Here is a 16,935-nt window from a genome sequence, read left to right as displayed (position 1 = left end):
GTGCGGCTCGGATGTCGGCGAGTACGTGGTCGGCCGGGCGGATGATGTTGCGGGGGTTTTTGAAGTGGGGGATCACGTATTTGCCGAAGAGTTCGATCGAGCGCAGTAGCTGGTGGTGGGGGAGGCGAACATGTACTCCTCGTCGTTGAAGTCGATGTTTTTGACGGCGCCCATGTAGGCGTAGTCCTGTGAGAGTTTGGACAGCCGTTCGTAGGCGTCGGTGGAGAGTTTGGCCATCTCGAAGAGGGGTTTGGCCTCGGTGCGGGCTTGTGCTGTTGTCTCGGCGCAGTGCATTCCGCCTGAGATGGCGACCATCTTGCGTGGTGTGATCGGGTGGGGGTGGTCGGTGGCGGCGAGTGTCTTGTCGTAGAGCTTCACCATGTTTTCGACGAGGTCGAATCCGAGGTAGAGGCCGCCCATGATGGCGCCGATGCCCATGGTGGCCGCGGTTTCGACGGAGCTGGGGCTGCCGGCGGCGGCTGAGATGGGTGGGTGGGGGGTTTGGAGGGGCTTGGGGACCAGGCTGCGGGGCGGGATCTTGTAGTGCTCGCCCACGTAGGAGAAGGGGTCGTCGAGGAAGGTGCGGCGGATGGGTTCGACGCCTTCTCGCCACTGGGACTTGTTCTCGGATGGGTCGACTTCGAAGGCGCGCAGGGCGAGGGTGGTGTTGCCGCGTCCGGTGCCGAGTTCGACGCGGCCGTTGGAGAGGACGTCCTCGGTCGCGACGCGCTCGGCCACGCGCAGTGCGTGGTTCATCCGTGTCGGGCAGCAGCGTCACGAGGTGGATGAAGCGGATCCGGCTGGTGAGAGCCATCAGGTACGGATAGAGCACTTCCGGTGCGGAGACCGAGGCCGTCCCGAGGGCGACGTGCTGCTCGGAACTGCCGAAGGCGTCGAAGCCGACGCGCTCTGCGAGCAGTACCTCCTCGACCAGTTCCCGGTAGCGGTGCTCATGGGTGAGCCCGACCGGGGTGTCCCCCCAGACATGAGGATGAAGTCCATACCGACCCTTCCGGCGAATGTTATTCAGCGATAACGTAAGGCGTGGCCCAACCCAGGTCAAGGCCATGAGAGAGAGTGAAGGCGTTAGTTGTGACTAACGTAGGCGGGTCTCGACTGCGAGCCGCTCCCCATCCGTCGAGTAGTGACGCATCCGCGAGGTACTGGCCGAGCAGGCGCAGGAGTGACCACACGTGAGCGAGTTGCGGATTGAGCGTTTGACCTCACCTGACATCGCGAGTGCCATCGCGAGCGGTATGCGTACGGCGGTCTTGCCGCTGGGCGCCACGGAGCAGCACGGTGCGCACCTGCCGATGTCGGTCGACAGTGATCACGCCGATCGACTGGCTGTTCTTGTCGCCGAGCGGCTTGGCGACGCGCTCGTGCTACCGACGGTGCGGATCGGCTGCTCGTCGCACCACCTCGGCTTCGCCGGAACGCTCTCGTTGCAGGCCGAGACGCTCGACGCGATCTGCGCCGACTGCTGTGCGAGCCTTGCCGTGCACGGCTTCCGTCGGGTGCTGATCTTCTCGGCGCATATCGGCAACTACCCGGTGCTCAGCGACATCGAGCCGAAGCTCGCCGCGCGGCTTCCCTCCGACCTGGATGTCATCGCCTTCGCAGACTCGGCAGCGGTCCTCCGCGCATGGCGCGATGCTGCTCAACGCGTCGCCGGTCTCGCCGACCACGTCGGAGGCCATGCCGACGTCGCCGAAAGTTCGATCATGCTAGCCGTGCGGCCGGACGCCGTGAGGAACGATCGTGCCGCCACAGGTTTCACCGGGTCCATGGATGACGCGTCGCTGGCCAGCGTATTCACTGACGGTGTCAAGGCAGTCGCACCCAGCGGGGTGCTCGGTGATCCGCGCGGCATGTCGTCTGAGCTGGGCTTCGCCTGTCTGACCGCAGGGGCCGACCTGCTCGCGGAACACGCAATGGCCCGTTATCGGCCGCTCACCTAGACTAGACTCTACGTGTGTCGAGCTCACCTACCCCCCGTACCGCGTCTCCCCGCGCCACCCGTCGGCAGGTGCTGATCAAGGTCGCCGGAGAGTTGTTCAACGAGCGTGCCTTCGATGCGGTCACCACTGAGATGATCGGCGCGCGCGCCGGTGTGACCGGCCCCGCGCTCTACCGGCACTTCCCGAGCAAGCAGGCGTTGCTGATCGCCGTGCTCGAGGATCCGCTCGACGAGCTACTGGCTCATGCCCGCAAGACGGCAGCCGAGGTGACGGATCCACGCAAGGCACTCGAGGAGATGATCGATTACCACGTCAAACGCAGTCTCCAGAACGTTCCGTCCACACTGGTGTTCCTGAAGAACGAACACAACGTCCCCGAGGACGAACGCCATCGCATGCGACGCATGATGCGCCTCTACGCCGAAGAGTGGAGCGGACTGGTCACCCGGCTGCGGCCCGACCTGTCAGACGCGCAGACCCGCGTTCTCACACACGCCGTCTTCTCGATGATCAACGCGGTACCCCAGTTCAACAGCGGCCTCGATCCCGACATCGTCGCGACGACCATCCGCACCGCCGCGATCAACGCGCTGCTCATCCCCGCGGACGCGATCTGACAAGAGTGGGGGTCTTCAAGGGCGCGGCTCGTAGCCGCTGACCTGATCCAGGCCGGGGCTGGCGACCGGGAGGTGACCCGGCGCTTCGGGATGATCCGGATGTCGGGGCACCGCTGGCGGCGAGCGTCGGCTCCACGTCGTTGGCGGCGGTCCAGCGTGGACCTCGGCGTGCCGATGCAGGGAGAAGCTGTCCAGGACCGCGAACAGCATCTCCCCAGGCCAACACTCGCGCAGTGTCTTGGGTGAGGCGATGTCCACGACCGCCCGGCCCTGGGCAGACTCGGCCGGATGCCGAAGGATCCGGTGCGCTGTATCGAACACTACACGCCACTGCCTCCCTCCTTCATTACTTCAGACTGACCGGCGCCCCGGTCGGGCTCGCTATGAGCACCGTATTGGCCCGCTCCCCTTCGACGACGCAGGGTCATCCGCTGCGAGCCGGTGATGTGGTGCCGCGATGATTTCCTCAACCTCGGGCAGGGTGTTACATGAAACTCATCGGGCCCGGCTCGTCAGCTCTGGTGGATCTGCGGAGAGGCCGTGTGATGGGTCTGATGAATTTTGAACCGATCCGGACGCATCCGCAGCTGTTGCTTGATCGTGCGCGCTCCGAGCCTGGGCGAGACAACCACGGAGCTCAACAAGGTGGCGGAGATCGCAGCCCGCACACCCAAGCTGCGGCTCGTCGTCGGCATGGACACCGCCCCGTCGGCGCTGCCTCCGGAGCTCGACAGCCGTGAGCACGACATCGTCGGCTTCCTGCCGCTGGCCCACGTGGTGCCGGCGCTGCTGCTGATCTTCACGAGCTGATCGCACGAACGCAGGCTTGGCCCCGGGTGCGCCGGTACGCCTACAAAGGCGCGATGTGGGTCGGTCGCCGAATGGCCGTGCGCCGTTGGTCCAGTGGTCATCCCTCGGTATTGCTGCGGATCGCATACACCGCAGTGCTTCACCGTGTCTTCCTGCCGTTGCGGGCAAGTGTCGGATTGGACCGCCTTCGCGTCGCTTTCACCGCCTCTGCCGCGACGCCCGAGAACGTCATCGCGCTATGGCGGATCCGTTGCTCATTTCGACCAGACGTTTCCTCGCCCGGGAAATATTGGTCGAAAATTCTCGGACCCACGCTTCCAGGTCGAGGTCGCACATGATGGTGAAACGCTGGTCCGCGCACCACTGCTGTTTCGCGAATACTGGCGCAACCCCAAAGAGACAGATGCCGTTCTGCGGGACGGCTGGTTCCGTACCGGCGACCTGATTGAGCGTACCGCGCACGGTGAGATCCGCCTCATCGGCCGAAAGAAGGACGTGATCATCACCAGCGGCGGCAAAACGACGACACAGTGATCGCGAACCACCTACGACCGCGGTCGCATTAGCGAAGAACTTTAATGAGTCGGCCGTGGCTCCGACATCTGCTGACGCGCATACAGCAATGGGGAGACTCAGATCAACTCCGGCTTCTGCCCTGGCCCGAGCGGTTCGGTTACCCGGACCGCGTCTGCGGCTTGAGTGGTTCGACAATGCTGACTTAATTCCATTCTTGCGCGCCACTCCCAGATCATGTCTCTTCTGCATCCATACTTGTGGAATTTGAATTATTCCAGTCGTATCAGTGCATTGCGCGTCTGTGTACGACGGGTCAGAGTCAGCACATGCGAAGTGCATCGAGTGTGTGCGTACGCAGTTCCTGCTGACCCACGAGGTTTGGCATGCGATCGGCGGCGCTCCATCAATGCGCCCCATCATCCGGTGGCCATCCCGCAGTCGTCGAATCAGCAGTCACCGACGAGGTAGCGCTGACGGCTGCGCCGCTCGAATCCAGAGAGATTGGGGCTTCAGCCCCCTGAGGCAGCACCGGGCACCGGCGACTGTCGACCTCGCCACAGTGTCTCGGAGCCTGACCCGACGGAAGGGTCCAGTCAGGACCCACCCCCCCTGATCGCGCCGAGCAACGTGACGGCGTCGACCTCGCGCGGCGAGGGCGGCCGAACGGCGCATCTCCCATCCTGGTGTGACAAGGAGAGTCAATGACGACGGCACAACATTCCGAAAAGGCGATCAGCTTGAGGTCCGCCCGGCGTGCATCGCTGGCGGGCGGCGTGGGGACACTGATCGAGTACTACGACTTCAGTGTCTATGGGTTTCTGACCCTCACCATCGGACCGTTGTTCTTCCCCAGCGACAATCCGACGGTCTCAACCCTGTCCGCGCTCGCGGTGTTCGCGTCGTCCTACCTCATCCGTCCGCTCGGTGGCTGGTTCTTCAGTCGCCTCGGCGACCGCCGCGGCCGCCGGACAGCCCTCGTCGCGACGATCGTGATGATGGGCGCGGCGTGCGGCGTGATGGGCCTGCTGCCCACCTACGGACAGATTGGAGTCGCCGGGACGATCGCAATCATCGTTGTGCGACTCGTCCAAGGGTTCGCTGCCGGTGGTGAGATCGGTGGCGCTGCCACCTACATCGCCGAGTTGGCGCCGCCCGGCAAGCGGGGCTTCTACGGATCGACGGTTTCCATGGGGTCTACTCTCGGGTTCGCCGTGGCCGCCGGCGTCGTAGGGCTGGTCCGGCTGCTGGTTCCGGCCGACCAGATGGCAACGTGGGGCTGGCGGATTCCGTTCCTCCTTTCGCTGGTCCTCACTGTGGTGTGTCTGCGGGCTCGGCTGCGGGTCGAGGAGTCGCCTCAATTCCAAGAGCTGAAGGAGAAGGCCGCGATCGTGCGCAGCCCGATGCTGGCCGCTCTGCGTAGCCACCCGCTGTCGGTTGCCCGTGTGGCGGGCCTGGCAATCGCATTCAACGGCACCGGCTACTTCGGCGTTGCCTACTTCGCCATCTTCCTACAGGAGGAAGGATTCTCCGCCACAGGCGTCGCCTGGACATCAGCGTTGTGCATCGCCCTGGCCACCTTCACCTACCCGTGGGCGGGCAAGTTGACGGATCGCTACGACCGCAAGCCCATCCTGCTTGCGTCCTACATCATCTTCGCCGTCATCGCTTGGCCGGTCTTCGCACTCCTCATCGCAGCAACCAACCTCTGGGCCGTCGGAGCCGTCTATCTGGTCTTCATGTTCTTCACCGGGTGGGCGCAGGTGCCTACGTGGCCGTTGGCCACGGAGCTGTTTCCGGCAAGCGTGCGCTACTCAGGCATCGCGATCGGCTACAACTTGGGCGTGATCATCGGCGGCATCACGCCACTCGTCGCCGCTGCCCTCGTGGCCGGTACCGGAAGCAGAACCAGCCCCGTCTACTGGATCCTCGCCGTAGCACTCATCGGAGTGATCACCGTCGCGCGACTACCGAAGACCGCGTCGAAGCCGCTACCCGCCTGAGCGGACACCCAGGTCCACGATCTCCTGCAACGCTGTGCGGAAGCCGCCCGGGTGCAGGAGATCGTCGAGCCTGCGGATACCACAACCGCGGCGAATCAGCCTGCATGCCGACCACGCGCTGTCCGCGGGCGGGCTGTACTCCTCCGTCCGACTTCCTTTCCCGTCGTACTCACTGCACCGACAACCGGTTGAGAACTCGCTGGTGAGGTGAGGCTGCCGATCCACCCGAGGAAGAGTGCCGCTGGCACGGACACCATGCCCGCGTTGTAGTACGGATACCAGTTGAAGCTCAACTCCGGCCATAGTGAGTTCTTGGTACCGGTGACGGCGGGCGAGGAGACCGTGAGCACGATGGACAGCAGCAATCCCCCGTAGACGGACCAGAGAAGCCCCCGGCGATTGAACTTGGGCCAGAAGAAAGTGTAGATCAGCGCCGGGAATGCACCCGACGCCGCAACGCAGAGAGCGAAGATGACCAGGGACTCGACCGGGTACCGGCTGATGGCTGTGGACAGCGACAGGCTCACGGCGACCAGGACGGCGAGGACCAGACGCAGTACTCGCGCTTCTCCGGTTCGGGTACGCGGGTCCTTGCCCTGAGCGAACACATCACGCGCGAAGGTGACAGCGCCAGCGAAGGCCACACTTGACACGGTCGTGAGCGCGGCGAGGAAGGCCACGGACGCCATGGCCGTGATGAGCGCAACGCGCGCCACTGAGCCGTGCGGGAGTACTTCCGAAGCCAGCAGAATCGGGGACCCCTGCCCAACGTCGTCAACCGCTCGGATGGCGTCGCCTCCCACCACGGCCGCGGCCGCGAAGCCCGCCGCGCTCAGGAGGACGACAAAGGCAGCACCCAGTCCCGAGGCAATGCTCATGGATCGGCGTGCCGAGCGCCCGGTGGGGGAGGCACTCACACGCAGAATCAGGTTCGGCAGCACGGCCGTACCGATGATAAGGACGATGTGTTCGCCGATCGCGTTGAGTGATCCGAGGTTCGCGGTGCGCGGCCAGAGTCCAGGGCTCAGATATCCGTTCGGCGACATGCTCTTCTCTGCCGCCGTGGAGAGCAGATACCCGGGGTTCCACTCGAATCTGCTGAGGGCCAGCAGCGTGATCAGCGAAAGCGTGATCAGGGTGACGACCACCTTGACGACCTGCATGAAACTGGTGCCTCGCAGATCTGCCACGACGGCGAAGAAGCCGACGAGAAGCCCCATCAGCACCGTGCAGACCACTTGGGTTCCATGGTTCGACCGGCCGATCAGGAGGGCCACGCTGATGCCGGTAGCCCGCAGTTGGACCATGAGAAGAGGAATGGTGATCGCAAGTGTCACCAGAGCCGCGGCAGTCCGCGACGCGCGCCCCGCAGCACGCAGGGAAAAGAGGTCACCGAGAGTGTAAAGTCCGCTGTCGCGTATTTTTTGAGCAAGGAGCAGCAGTACACCGAGGGCGAGCATGAGGTCGATGGCGATGCTGAACCCGTCGTAGCCGTACAGAGCGATGAACCCGGACGTCACCAACAGAGTGACGACCGTGATCTGCTCGCCCGCCATGGCGAACCCGTTGAAGACCGGAGAGAGTGACCGATCCGCGATGTAGAGCCTTTCCGGCTCGTGTTCCTGACCCGAGGCAAGCGTGAAAAGCCACAGGAGAGACAGCCCGATGAACACCAGGAAGGCGACGATCACGGGGCCTCTGGCGTCTGAACCGATCGGGTCGAGTACACCTGCGCTCAAGATGTGTACGGTCACCGCCTCACCGCCAGGGATCATCGACGGGGGACGCACCCGGCGTCTCGGCCTGGGGTATGCCGGAGGTCCGGGGCCGCTCGACGGGATCACAGGCTGTGCATCGCGTCTCGTACACGCATACGGTGGCGACGAAGAGGCCGCATTGCAGGATGCCCCAGACGAGGCCGAGAGTGATGTGCCCGTACACATGAACCGCGGGAACGGCGGTCAGCAAGGACAGCGCGAGGCCGACGACAAGAGGGACAGCGTTGGCGGCGACGAATGCACGCTGGGCACGACGCGTGGTTCCGCGGAGACTTTCACCGTGTTGCAGTCGGAGGGCATCGAGCGATGGGTCCGGTGTCGGCGGGTGATCCGGTGCGGGCGAGGAGAAGACGGGGTGCACGGAAACCTTCCGGGCTTCGAGGGCGGGTGACTCGGCCGACGAGTATTGGTGCCTCGGACGCGCGGCTTGTTCCGGCGCGCAAAAGGTCGAGGATCTTGCCGACGGCCGGGGAGGGACACGAACGGGAATATCAAGGGCATCCGACGACGTCTCGGTCCGGGGCATGGCGGAGGCCGCCCCGCTACCGGACTGACCGCTACCGCGGCCCGTAGATCACTACGGTGTTGCCCCACGGGTCCCGGGCCACGGCCCGGACCTCGTGCGGGCCCTGCTCGGGCTCCCGGACTACGGATCCGCCGCCTTGTACGAGGGCGGTGAGCGCCGAGGCCACGTCGGGGACCTTGAACGACGCCGCTGGCACCCCACCGGTGACGTCCTCGGCCGGGCTGGTCAGGGCCAACGTGGTGCTGCCGGCGTCGAGGGCGGCGTAGCGGTCGCCGTCGACGAACTTCGTGGCCAGGCCGAAGGTGTCGGTGTAGAAGCGCACGGCGGCGCCGATGTCGGCCACCGGGTGCAGCACGTTCCCGATCTTCACGAGGTCGATCTCCACGGGATCACTCACCGGACGGCCTTGGAACGGCCCAAGCGGAGGGTCCCGCTACACCGCGCGCCGCGTATCGATGAACCACTGGCGCGATCTGGCGGACGGCGCCGGTGTCGACGCTGGTGGCCATGGCGGCGTAGGCGCGAAGGGCCTTCGTCCGGGTCGGTTCAGAATTCATCAGATCCATGGCACGGCCTCTCCGCAGATCCACCAGAGCTGATGAGCCGGGGCCGATGTCATTCATTTAACACTCTGCCCGAGGTGGAGGAAATCACCGCGGTACCACATCACCGGCTTGCCGCTACCTATGCGCGCGTCGTGCACGCGACCGATGAGAATGACGTGATCGCCGCCGGGTACGGCTTGCTCCAGCTCGCAGCGGATGACCGCTGCGGCGTCGGGCAGTATCGGGTGTCCGCCCTCGTCGGACTCGAAGCTCCCGTGTGCGAACTTGTCCTCGCCCTTCGTGGCGAACCTCATGGCCAACTTTGCATGCGCGGGCGTCACGATGTTCACGACGAACTGCTCAGCCGCTATAAATGCTGGGAAGCAGTCCGCTCCTTGGTCCAGGCAAACCAGAACAAGTGGTGGATCAAGCGACAGCGCCGCGAAGGAACTCGCGGTGAACCCATGCGGCGTGCCCCCGGCACTTCGGGTCGTCACGATCGTCACGCCGGCAGGGAAGCGGGCCAACGCCGAACGGAAGGCAGCCGCGTCCAGCCCCTGGACTTGATCAGCCATTCCACACCTCGCGGACAGCTCGGACGGCAGGGTCGTGGTAGACGGGGCGCGCGTTGGTGAGGGCGGCGCTGGGCTGCTTTTCTGCGAGCAGCACCTCATCGACCAGTTCCCGGTAGCGGTGCTCACGCGCGAGCCTGGTCGGGGTGTCCCCCTCAGCCATGACGATGACGTTCATTACCGGCCCCTCCTTCGAATGTTATTGATGAATAACATATGATCCTGACCTGGGCGGGGTCAAGGCCCGACTGGGGAGGCAGAGGCGTTAGTACACGGTAACCAGGGAGGACCCCAGGCCGTTCTGTGGCCTCACTGTGCGGCTCTCGGTCGGCGACGCGACCGGGGTTGCGCTGGTCACTGCCTCCGTGTGCGCTCGCTGGACCTTGTTGTTATCGATTGGTAACGCATTCACTCTCTCTAATGGCCTTGACCTGGGTTGGGCTACGCCTTACGTTATCGCCGAATAACATTCGCAGGAAGGGTCGGTATGGACTTCATCCTCATGTCTGAGGGGGACACCCCGGTCGGGCTTACGCATGAGCACCGCTACCGGGAACTGGTCGAGGAGGTACTGCTCGCAGAGCGCGTCGGCTTCGACGCCTTCGGCAGTTCCGACCACGCACTGCGTGTGGCCGAGCGCGTCGCGACCGAGGACATCCTCTCCAACGGCCGCGTCGAACTCGGCACCGGACGCGGCAACACCACCCTCGCCCTGCGCGCCTTCGAAGTCGACCCATCCGAGAACAAGTCCCAGTGGCGAGAAGGCGTCGAACTCATCCGCCGCGCCTTCCTCGACGCCCCCTTCCTGGTACACGGAGCGGTGCGATGACCCGCGACCTGGGCTCCTTGTCCTTCGAGCCGTTGACCCCGACGTCGTATCTGGATCGTGCTGCGGCGTCGCATGGGGATCGAGTCGCAGTGGTGGATGGGCGGTCCCGGTGGACCTATGCGGAGCTGCGTGATCGGTGTCAGCGGTTGGCGGGCGGGTTGGCCTCGTTGGCCGGGGGACGTCCGGTGGCGGTGCTGGCACCGAACACGCATATGTCGCTGGAGGCGCACTACGGGGTGCCGTGGGCGGGCGTGCCGCTGGTCGCGGTGAACACCCGGCTGTCGGCGGGCGAGGTCGCCTACATCCTGGAGCACTCCAAGGTGTCCGTGCTGATCCACGACCCGTCGTTCGACGCATTGGTGGACGAGGCCCTCGCCCGGCTGGACGCCTCACCGCACCGAATCAGGGCGGGGCGGGAATACGAGGATCTGCTGGCCGTGGCGGAGCCGCTGCATCTGACCCCGACCGACGAACGGGCCCTGCTGTCGATCAACTACACCTCGGGGACCACGGGCCGCCCGAAGGGCGTGATGTACCACCACCGGGGCGCGTTCCTCCAGGCCGTGGCGATGGTGGGACACACCGGACTGACTCCGTCGAGCGTGCACCTGTGGACGCTGCCGATGTTCCACTGCAACGGATGGACGTTCCCGTGGGCGGTGACCGCGGCGGCTGGGACACACGTCTGTCTGCCGAAGGTGAGTCCGGAGGAGGTCTGGCGACTGCTCCGGGAGGAGGGCGTCACGCACCTCAACGGGGCGCCGACGGTGCTGTCGATGATCGCCTACGCCCAAGAGGCCGCCCCCCTGGGCCGCACGGTGCGGATCGCCACCGGTGGGGCGCCGCCGTCGCCGGCGATCCTGCGGCGGATGGCGGCGCTGGGGTTCGAGGTCACGCACCTGTACGGGCTGACCGAGACTTACGGCCCAGCGATGCTGTGCGACTGGCGCCCGGAGTGGAACGACCGCGACGCCGCGGCACAAGCGCGGCTCAAGGCGCGCCAGGGTGTCGGGAACATGATCTCGTGTGTGCCGCGGGTGATTGCGGACGACGGCACGGACGTCCCCGCGGACGGTGTCACCACGGGGCAGATCGCGTTGCGGGGCAACAACCTCATGCTCGGCTACCTCGACGACCCGGAGGCCACCCTGGCAGCGGTGCCGGACGGATGGTTCCGGACCGGGGACATCGGCGTCCTTCACCCCGACGGGTACGTGGAGCTGCGTGACCGCTCGAAGGACGTGATCATCTCGGGTGGGGAGAACATCGCGTCGGTCGAGGTGGAGCAGGCGATCATGGACCATCCGGCGGTACTGGAGGCGGCGGTGATCGCGGTGCCGGACGAGCACTGGGGTGAGGTCCCTGCCGCCTATGTGAGCCTGCGGGAAGGCGCTACGGCCACCGAGGCGGAGATCATCGAGCATGTGAAGGGCAGGCTGGCCCGGTTCAAAGCGCCGAAGACGGTCACGTTCACCGAGTTGCCGAAGACCTCCACCGGAAAGATCCAGAAGTTCGTGTTGCGGGACAAGGCATGGGCCGGGAGCGAGAGCCGCATCCGGTGAACGACGTGAACGGACCGGCGGCACGCGAGGTTGTCTCAGAGCGTGTCAAACCTCGTGCTTTCACGAGGCCATCGCATGAAGGAGGCACCAGATGAAAAAGCGCGTCGGGTCCTCCCCGGGTGTCAGTACCGAAGGCGGTGGTCGCGGGGTGGTCTTCCAGGCTTCACAAAGGGCACAGCCCCTGAATGCGTCCGGTCGCCCCAGGTCTCAGGGCCTGCGGCAGGTAGTCGCCGTCATCCTCATGTGGCGAGGGCGCATCGGGTTGTTCAAGCGCAGTGGATCTGTCCAGCATGACGCAGGCTTGTGGCACTGCATCACCGGATATCTGGACGCTGACAGCGACCCGGTACGGCAAGCCGTCCAGGAGATCTGGGAGGAGACTCTGCTCCCCGCCCGCGCTCTGGAGCAGCTGACCGCGGGCCCGACGCTGCGTCTCGCTGACCCTCGTGGCGGGCCGGACTGGACCGTGCACACTTTTTTGGCCTGCACCAGTCAACGCCGGCTCACTCTCAACTGGGAGCACAAGACATACCGGTGGGTACGGCCCTGGAAGCTGTCACAGTTCGACGGGCAGGTCGCATGGCTGACAGATGTCCTGCGAGCAGTCGACTCTCTGCCGTCAGCCAAGGCACGTGAAAGGGCCGCGTCTTAAGGCCGGTGCGACCGGTCCAGCGCCCAGGGCAACCGATCAGGTGGCCCGAATTCAAGCGGAATACTCGATCTTAAAGGCACATCCTGTGCAGTCGCGGAGTTATCCGCCTTCTGGCGGAGCAGAACGCGAAATACCTGAGGCATGGTGCCGAATGCGGAGGTGGTCTGTGATGGTGACGGAACTAAGGCCGTCGGGCGGCAACGGCGGTCCTGCCGAGGCGGAGGAGCTTGTTGCGCTGGAGTCGGTCGAACAGCGCGTGCTGTGGCTGTCCACCGCGATCATCGATCACGCCAACCGGGTGCGGCCGAACCCTTCGGGGCTGAAGGTGGGCGGTCACCAGGCGTCCAGCGCCTCGATGACCTCGATCATGACGGCGCTGTGGTTCCATGCACTGACTGCCGAGGACCGGGTGTCGGTCAAGCCTCATGCCTCACCGGTGTTGCATGCGATCAACTACTTGCTGGGCGAGCTGGACGAGTCCTATCTGACCACCCTGCGCGCCTTCGGCGGCCTGCAAAGCTACCCCAGTCGTTCCAAGGACCCCGACCCGGTCGACTACTCCACCGGTTCGGTCGGTATCGGCGCCACCGCTCCCCTGTGGGGCGCTCTCGCCCGGCGCTACGTGGAGGGGCGCTTCGGCGGTGCCGGGAGGGGGCGCCAGTACTCCCTGCTCGGCGACGCCGAGCTGGACGAAGGCGCGATCTGGGAGGCCATCCAGGATCCGATGGTGCCGGGCCTGGGCGAAGTGGTGTGGGTGGTCGACCTCAACCGGCAGTCCCTCGACCGAGTCATACCCGGCGTCGCCGCGGACAAGCTACAGGGCATGTTCGCCGCGGCCGGCTGGCAGGTGACCACCCTCAAGTACGGGCATCTCCTGGAGGGGTTGTTCACCCGGCCCGGCGGCGAGGCCCTGCGCGCTCGTATCGATGCCATGGGCAACCCCGAATACCAGCGCCTGCTGCGCTGCTCCGCCGACGAGCTGCGTGAGCGCTTGCCCGGCACCGGCTCGACCGCCGGGCCGATCACCGACCTCATCGCCCCCCTGGACGACGCCTCGCTCCTGGCGGCACTGCGCAACCTGGGCGGCCACGACATCGGCGCGCTGTCGGATGCGTTCGCCGGTGTCGACGACACCCGCCCGACCGTGATCTTCGCCTACACGGTCAAGGGCTACGGGCTCCCCACCGAGGGCCACCCGCAAAACCACTCCTCGCTCCTGACGGCCGACCAGATGAGTGCACTGGCCGACCGCCTGGGAACCGATCTCGACGACCCGTGGAGGCGTTTCGGTGCGGGGTCGGCGGAAGCGGCCCTGTGCGCGGCGGCCGCCCAGCGACTGCACCGCTCCGAACCGGCGCCCCAAGAGCCCCCTGCCGTCCCCGCCGACCTAGCGCGCCCGGCTCCTTCCGGCATCGGGAACACTCAGCAGGCTCTCGGCCGCGTCCTGCTGGATCTCACCCGGCGGGCGCCGGAGGCGGCCGCCCGTATCGTGACCGTCAGCCCGGACGTCAGCTCCACCACCAACCTGGGCGGCTGGCTCAACAAGGTGGGCGTGTGGTCGCCCACCGAGCGCACCGACTGGTTCGCCGACGACGCCGAGACCATCCTGCACTGGCGCGAGCAGCCGGCCGGTCAGCACGTGGAGCTGGGCATCGCGGAGACCAACCTGGTCGGTCTCCTCGGCGAGCTGGGCGCCACCTGGAGTCGGTGGGGCCAGCCGCTGCTGCCGATCGGCGTCGTCTACGATCCCTTCGTCAACCGGGCACTGGAGCCATGGTCGTTCGGCATCTATGCCGGTGGCCAGTCGATCCTGGTCGGCACCCCCTCCGGGGTCACCCTCGCCCCGGAAGGCGGCGCACATCAGTCGATCACCACCCCCTCGCTGGGCATTGAACAGCCCGGCTGCGTCACCTATGAGCCGGCGTTCGCGATCGACACCGAATGGTGCCTGCTCGCCGCACTCGGCAACTTGGCCAGTCCAGGGGGCAGGTCGGCCTATCTGCGACTGTCGACCCGACCCATCGACCAGTCGACAGCCGCGGTGCCCAGCGACCCGGCCGCTCGCGAACGCCGTCGCCGACATGTGACCGCCGGGGCCTACCGGCTGCGGCAGCACGAGGCGCCCATGGTGACACTCGCCGCGATGGGCGCTTTGGTCCCGGAGGCCCTGGCCGCCGCCGACCGGCTCGCCGCCCTCGGCCACGACGCCGACGTGGTATGCGTGACCAGCCCGGACCTACTCTTCCGCGCGCTCCAGGCCCGTCGCGGCCTGTCGGACGACCCGGCCTGGATCCTCGACCAGGTCTTCCCCCTCGACCGGGCCACCCCGCTGGTCACCGTCCTGGACGGGCATCCCCACACCTTGGCTTTCCTGAGCACGATCCAGAACGTTCCCGTCAGCACCCTCGGCGTGACCCGGTTCGGCCAGTCCGGGGCGATCGAGGACGTCTACCGCTACCACGGCATCGACACGGACAGCATCGTCGCCATCGCCCTCGACCTCATCGATTGAGCGAGCACCCGGAGCCTCTGCGTGCAGGGGATTCGCCTCTCATACCCCGTCCGGCGGCACGCCCCTGTCTTGCCGAAAAGACGTACCGCCGGACGGTCCCGGTGCAGCCGACCCGCACCACCCGCCATGGGGCAACAGTTCCCCACCCACTCCGTCCGGCGGTACGGCGCGGCACCCGCCCTGACGAGCCGCGCCCTGCCGCTGGACGGTCGCAACCAACCTGTCCGCCCTTCCCATGGCGAGCCGAGCAGACACTCCACCCAGACGATTGGACATGTGATGAAGGCTCTGAGCGGAATCGAACGAAAATGGTCCGGGGCTCCGGCCGTCCCCCGACCGGCCGCACCGTCAGCCAGTCGTCGGCATCTGGCCGTGGGTGGCAGGATCGGCGAGGTCGCCTCCAAGCCGTCCGCAAGCGCCTCCGTCGCCGATGAACTCCAGCAGCGCAATGCCGAAGGGTTCCTCCGCTGATGCGCATCGTCCTCGTCGGGCCGCCGGGTGCTGGTAAGGGCACTCAGGCCACACGCCTCGCCGGGAAGCTGTCGATCCCGCACATCTCTACGGGCGATCTGTTCCGGGCCAACATCAGCCGGCAGACCGAGCTCGGGAAACTCGCGAAGGTCTCCATGGACGTCGGCAATCTCGTCCCCGACGAGCTCACCATCGAGATGGCGAAGGACCGCATGCAACAGCCGGATGCCGAGAACGGCTTCCTGCTCGACGGTTTCCCGCGCAACGTCTCGCAGGCCGAGGCGCTCGACGAGCTACTGAAGACCGAGGCCATCAAGCTGGATGCGGTTCTTGACCTCGAAATCCCCGAGGGGGAGATCATCAAGCGCATCGCCGGCCGGCGCATCTGCCGCAGCCGGTCGGCACACGTGTTCCACGTGTCGTACAGCCCGCCGAAGAAGCAGGGCGTGTGCGACGTCTGCGGCGGTGAGCTCTACCAGCGCGACGACGACTCCGAGGAGACCGTCCGCAAGCGGCTCGAGGTCTACTACACGCAGACCGAGCCGATCATCGAGTACTACAAGACGCAGGGCCTGGCGGTCACGATCTCCTCCCTGGGCCCGGTGGACGAGGTCACGCGGCGGGCGTTGGAAGCCCTCGAGCGCGAGGACGACGGCGAGTAGCCGCCAGCACGTCTTCCACCACCACATGCTGATCGCCTTCTAACAGCCGACCCACCGTGGGCGCGGTCACCCGATGGCCCTGCGGGACGAGTTCGGCAGCCAGGCGCCGCAGCGCCTTCGCCGTCCACCGCGGCGCTCGGCCACGGCGGCGTTCGCCTGGTCGCGCAGATAGCCGGGGCCAGCGAGAGGACCGTCCGCAAGGGTGTGTTCGCACTCGAAGCCGGGGTGGAGCCGCTACCCGAGGAACGCGTCCGGTGCCCCGGTGTTGGGCGGAGGCGGGCCGGAGCGGCCATGCGCTAGCGGCGCTACCCCACCGACACTACGGACGCAGAATAGGCCATCCTCGAACCACAGTTGCCCGTCGCGGCCTGCCGGCTCCCCGCGGGCGGCAGCCCGGAGAAACATCCGCGCCGCAACGTGGTCTGCACAGCATGAGCAGTGGCGGAGGGCGGCATACGGTGACCTGTGCTGCCATGCCGATGCGATCGAAGCAGATGCGGGTGTGGTCCAGTGTCTTCATCGCCGTGGCGAAGCCGGTTCCCTCCTCACCGACCATGCGTTTCGCGGGGATGCGGAGTCTTCATGCCGGCTGCGTCGGAGCCGGCATCGGGCTCGGAGAGGCAGTACGAGAACATGCCGTCGCCCTTGGCGAGCGGGGTCAGGCAGTGCTTCTTCAGCTCATCGGAGCCGGAGAGGATCACGGGCAGAAAGCCCAGCTTATTCACGGTCGGGATCAGGGACGAGGAGACACAGACACGCGCCACCTCCTCGATCACGATCACGGTGGCGAGGGCAACCGCCCCCGCCCCGCCGTACTCACCCGTAAAGTCCCTGCCCTTAATGCCTGCGAAACGTCGGTGGTGTGGCGCTACGAACGCGCCCTCACTGGTATCTGATCATCAGTACCCTCCCAGGACGCGCT

15 protein-coding genes and 1 pseudogene are annotated in these 16,935 nt (G+C 66.2%); 10 read left to right on the top strand and 6 right to left on the bottom strand.

Annotation, left to right across the window (positions count from 1 at the left end):
* Window positions 1-72 precede the first annotated feature (72 nt).
* The gene (locus tag ACJX2R_RS02380; RefSeq protein WP_413098505.1) at window positions 73-756 is read right to left on the bottom strand and encodes an LLM class flavin-dependent oxidoreductase; all 684 of its coding nucleotides are present in this window, start codon (window positions 754-756) and stop codon (window positions 73-75) included.
* Between the two features lie 437 nt (window positions 757-1,193).
* On the opposite strand from ACJX2R_RS02380, the gene ACJX2R_RS02375 reads away from it, so the two are divergent.
* From ACJX2R_RS02375 to ACJX2R_RS02355, 5 genes are all read left to right on the top strand, one after another.
* Window positions 1,194-1,961 carry a creatininase family protein gene (locus tag ACJX2R_RS02375; protein ID WP_413098504.1) on the top strand — a complete coding sequence of 256 codons (768 nt, stop codon included), beginning with the start codon at window positions 1,194-1,196 and terminating at the stop codon, window positions 1,959-1,961.
* 68 nt (window positions 1,962-2,029) lie between these two features.
* On the top strand, window positions 2,030-2,578 hold the full coding sequence (locus ACJX2R_RS02370; RefSeq protein ID WP_413098503.1) for a TetR/AcrR family transcriptional regulator: 549 nt from the start codon (window positions 2,030-2,032) through the stop codon (window positions 2,576-2,578).
* Window positions 2,579-3,178: 600 nt separating this feature from the next.
* Entirely contained in the window at window positions 3,179-3,388 is a 210-nt protein-coding gene (locus ACJX2R_RS02365; protein ID WP_413098502.1) for a hypothetical protein, read from the top strand.
* 168 nt (window positions 3,389-3,556) lie between these two features.
* Window positions 3,557-3,922, top strand: coding sequence for a hypothetical protein (locus ACJX2R_RS02360; RefSeq protein WP_413098501.1), 366 nt, complete (start codon window positions 3,557-3,559; stop codon window positions 3,920-3,922).
* A gap of 683 nt (window positions 3,923-4,605) precedes the next feature.
* Complete coding sequence (locus ACJX2R_RS02355) at window positions 4,606-5,904, top strand: MFS transporter (RefSeq protein ID WP_413098500.1); 1,299 nt, start codon at window positions 4,606-4,608, stop codon at window positions 5,902-5,904.
* 95 nt (window positions 5,905-5,999) lie between these two features.
* Here ACJX2R_RS02355 and ACJX2R_RS02350 read toward each other — a convergent pair whose 3' ends face one another.
* The 4 genes from ACJX2R_RS02350 to ACJX2R_RS02335 all read right to left on the bottom strand — a co-directional run bounded on the left by ACJX2R_RS02350 (window position 6,000) and on the right by ACJX2R_RS02335 (window position 9,503).
* Complete coding sequence (locus ACJX2R_RS02350) at window positions 6,000-7,658, bottom strand: sodium:solute symporter family transporter (protein WP_413098499.1); 1,659 nt, start codon at window positions 7,656-7,658, stop codon at window positions 6,000-6,002.
* A 581-nt stretch (window positions 7,659-8,239) separates the two neighbouring features.
* Entirely contained in the window at window positions 8,240-8,605 is a 366-nt protein-coding gene (locus tag ACJX2R_RS02345; protein ID WP_413098498.1) for a VOC family protein, read from the bottom strand.
* A 222-nt stretch (window positions 8,606-8,827) separates the two neighbouring features.
* The gene (locus ACJX2R_RS02340; RefSeq protein WP_164437305.1) at window positions 8,828-9,328 is read right to left on the bottom strand and encodes a flavin reductase family protein; all 501 of its coding nucleotides are present in this window, start codon (window positions 9,326-9,328) and stop codon (window positions 8,828-8,830) included.
* Window positions 9,321-9,503 carry a hypothetical protein gene (locus ACJX2R_RS02335; protein WP_413098497.1) on the bottom strand — a complete coding sequence of 61 codons (183 nt, stop codon included), beginning with the start codon at window positions 9,501-9,503 and terminating at the stop codon, window positions 9,321-9,323. The genes ACJX2R_RS02340 and ACJX2R_RS02335 overlap by 8 nt, the downstream gene beginning before the upstream one ends.
* A gap of 309 nt (window positions 9,504-9,812) precedes the next feature.
* Here ACJX2R_RS02335 and ACJX2R_RS02330 point away from each other — a divergent pair, with 309 nt between their 5' ends.
* From ACJX2R_RS02330 to ACJX2R_RS02310, 5 genes are all read left to right on the top strand, one after another.
* Entirely contained in the window at window positions 9,813-10,154 is a 342-nt protein-coding gene (locus ACJX2R_RS02330) for an LLM class flavin-dependent oxidoreductase (RefSeq protein WP_413098496.1), read from the top strand.
* Window positions 10,151-11,716: an acyl--CoA ligase family protein gene (locus ACJX2R_RS02325; RefSeq protein WP_413098495.1), complete on the top strand. Its 1,566-nt coding sequence runs from the start codon at window positions 10,151-10,153 to the stop codon at window positions 11,714-11,716. The genes ACJX2R_RS02330 and ACJX2R_RS02325 overlap by 4 nt, the downstream gene beginning before the upstream one ends.
* A 91-nt stretch (window positions 11,717-11,807) precedes the next feature.
* A complete protein-coding gene (locus ACJX2R_RS02320) occupies window positions 11,808-12,368 on the top strand; it encodes an NUDIX domain-containing protein (protein WP_413098494.1) in 561 nt (186 codons plus the stop codon).
* Window positions 12,369-12,537: 169 nt separating this feature from the next.
* Window positions 12,538-14,880, top strand: a complete 2,343-nt coding sequence (locus ACJX2R_RS02315; protein WP_413098493.1) for a transketolase-like TK C-terminal-containing protein — start codon at window positions 12,538-12,540, stop codon at window positions 14,878-14,880.
* A gap of 470 nt (window positions 14,881-15,350) precedes the next feature.
* Window positions 15,351-16,013: an adenylate kinase gene (locus ACJX2R_RS02310; protein ID WP_413098492.1), complete on the top strand. Its 663-nt coding sequence runs from the start codon at window positions 15,351-15,353 to the stop codon at window positions 16,011-16,013.
* A gap of 493 nt (window positions 16,014-16,506) precedes the next feature.
* Here the strand turns inward: ACJX2R_RS02310 and ACJX2R_RS02305 are convergent.
* A pseudogene (locus tag ACJX2R_RS02305) lies at window positions 16,507-16,828 on the bottom strand (acyl-CoA dehydrogenase family protein); the annotation flags it as partial.
* Window positions 16,829-16,935: the final 107 nt, after the last annotated feature.

This window comes from Streptomyces sp. Inha503 (genome assembly GCF_047215865.1).
Taxonomy (GTDB): Bacteria; Actinomycetota; Actinomycetes; order Streptomycetales; family Streptomycetaceae; genus Streptomyces; species Streptomyces lycopersici.
Note: the sequence above shows the minus strand (reverse complement) of the source record. Positions and strands in the feature narration are given on the sequence as shown.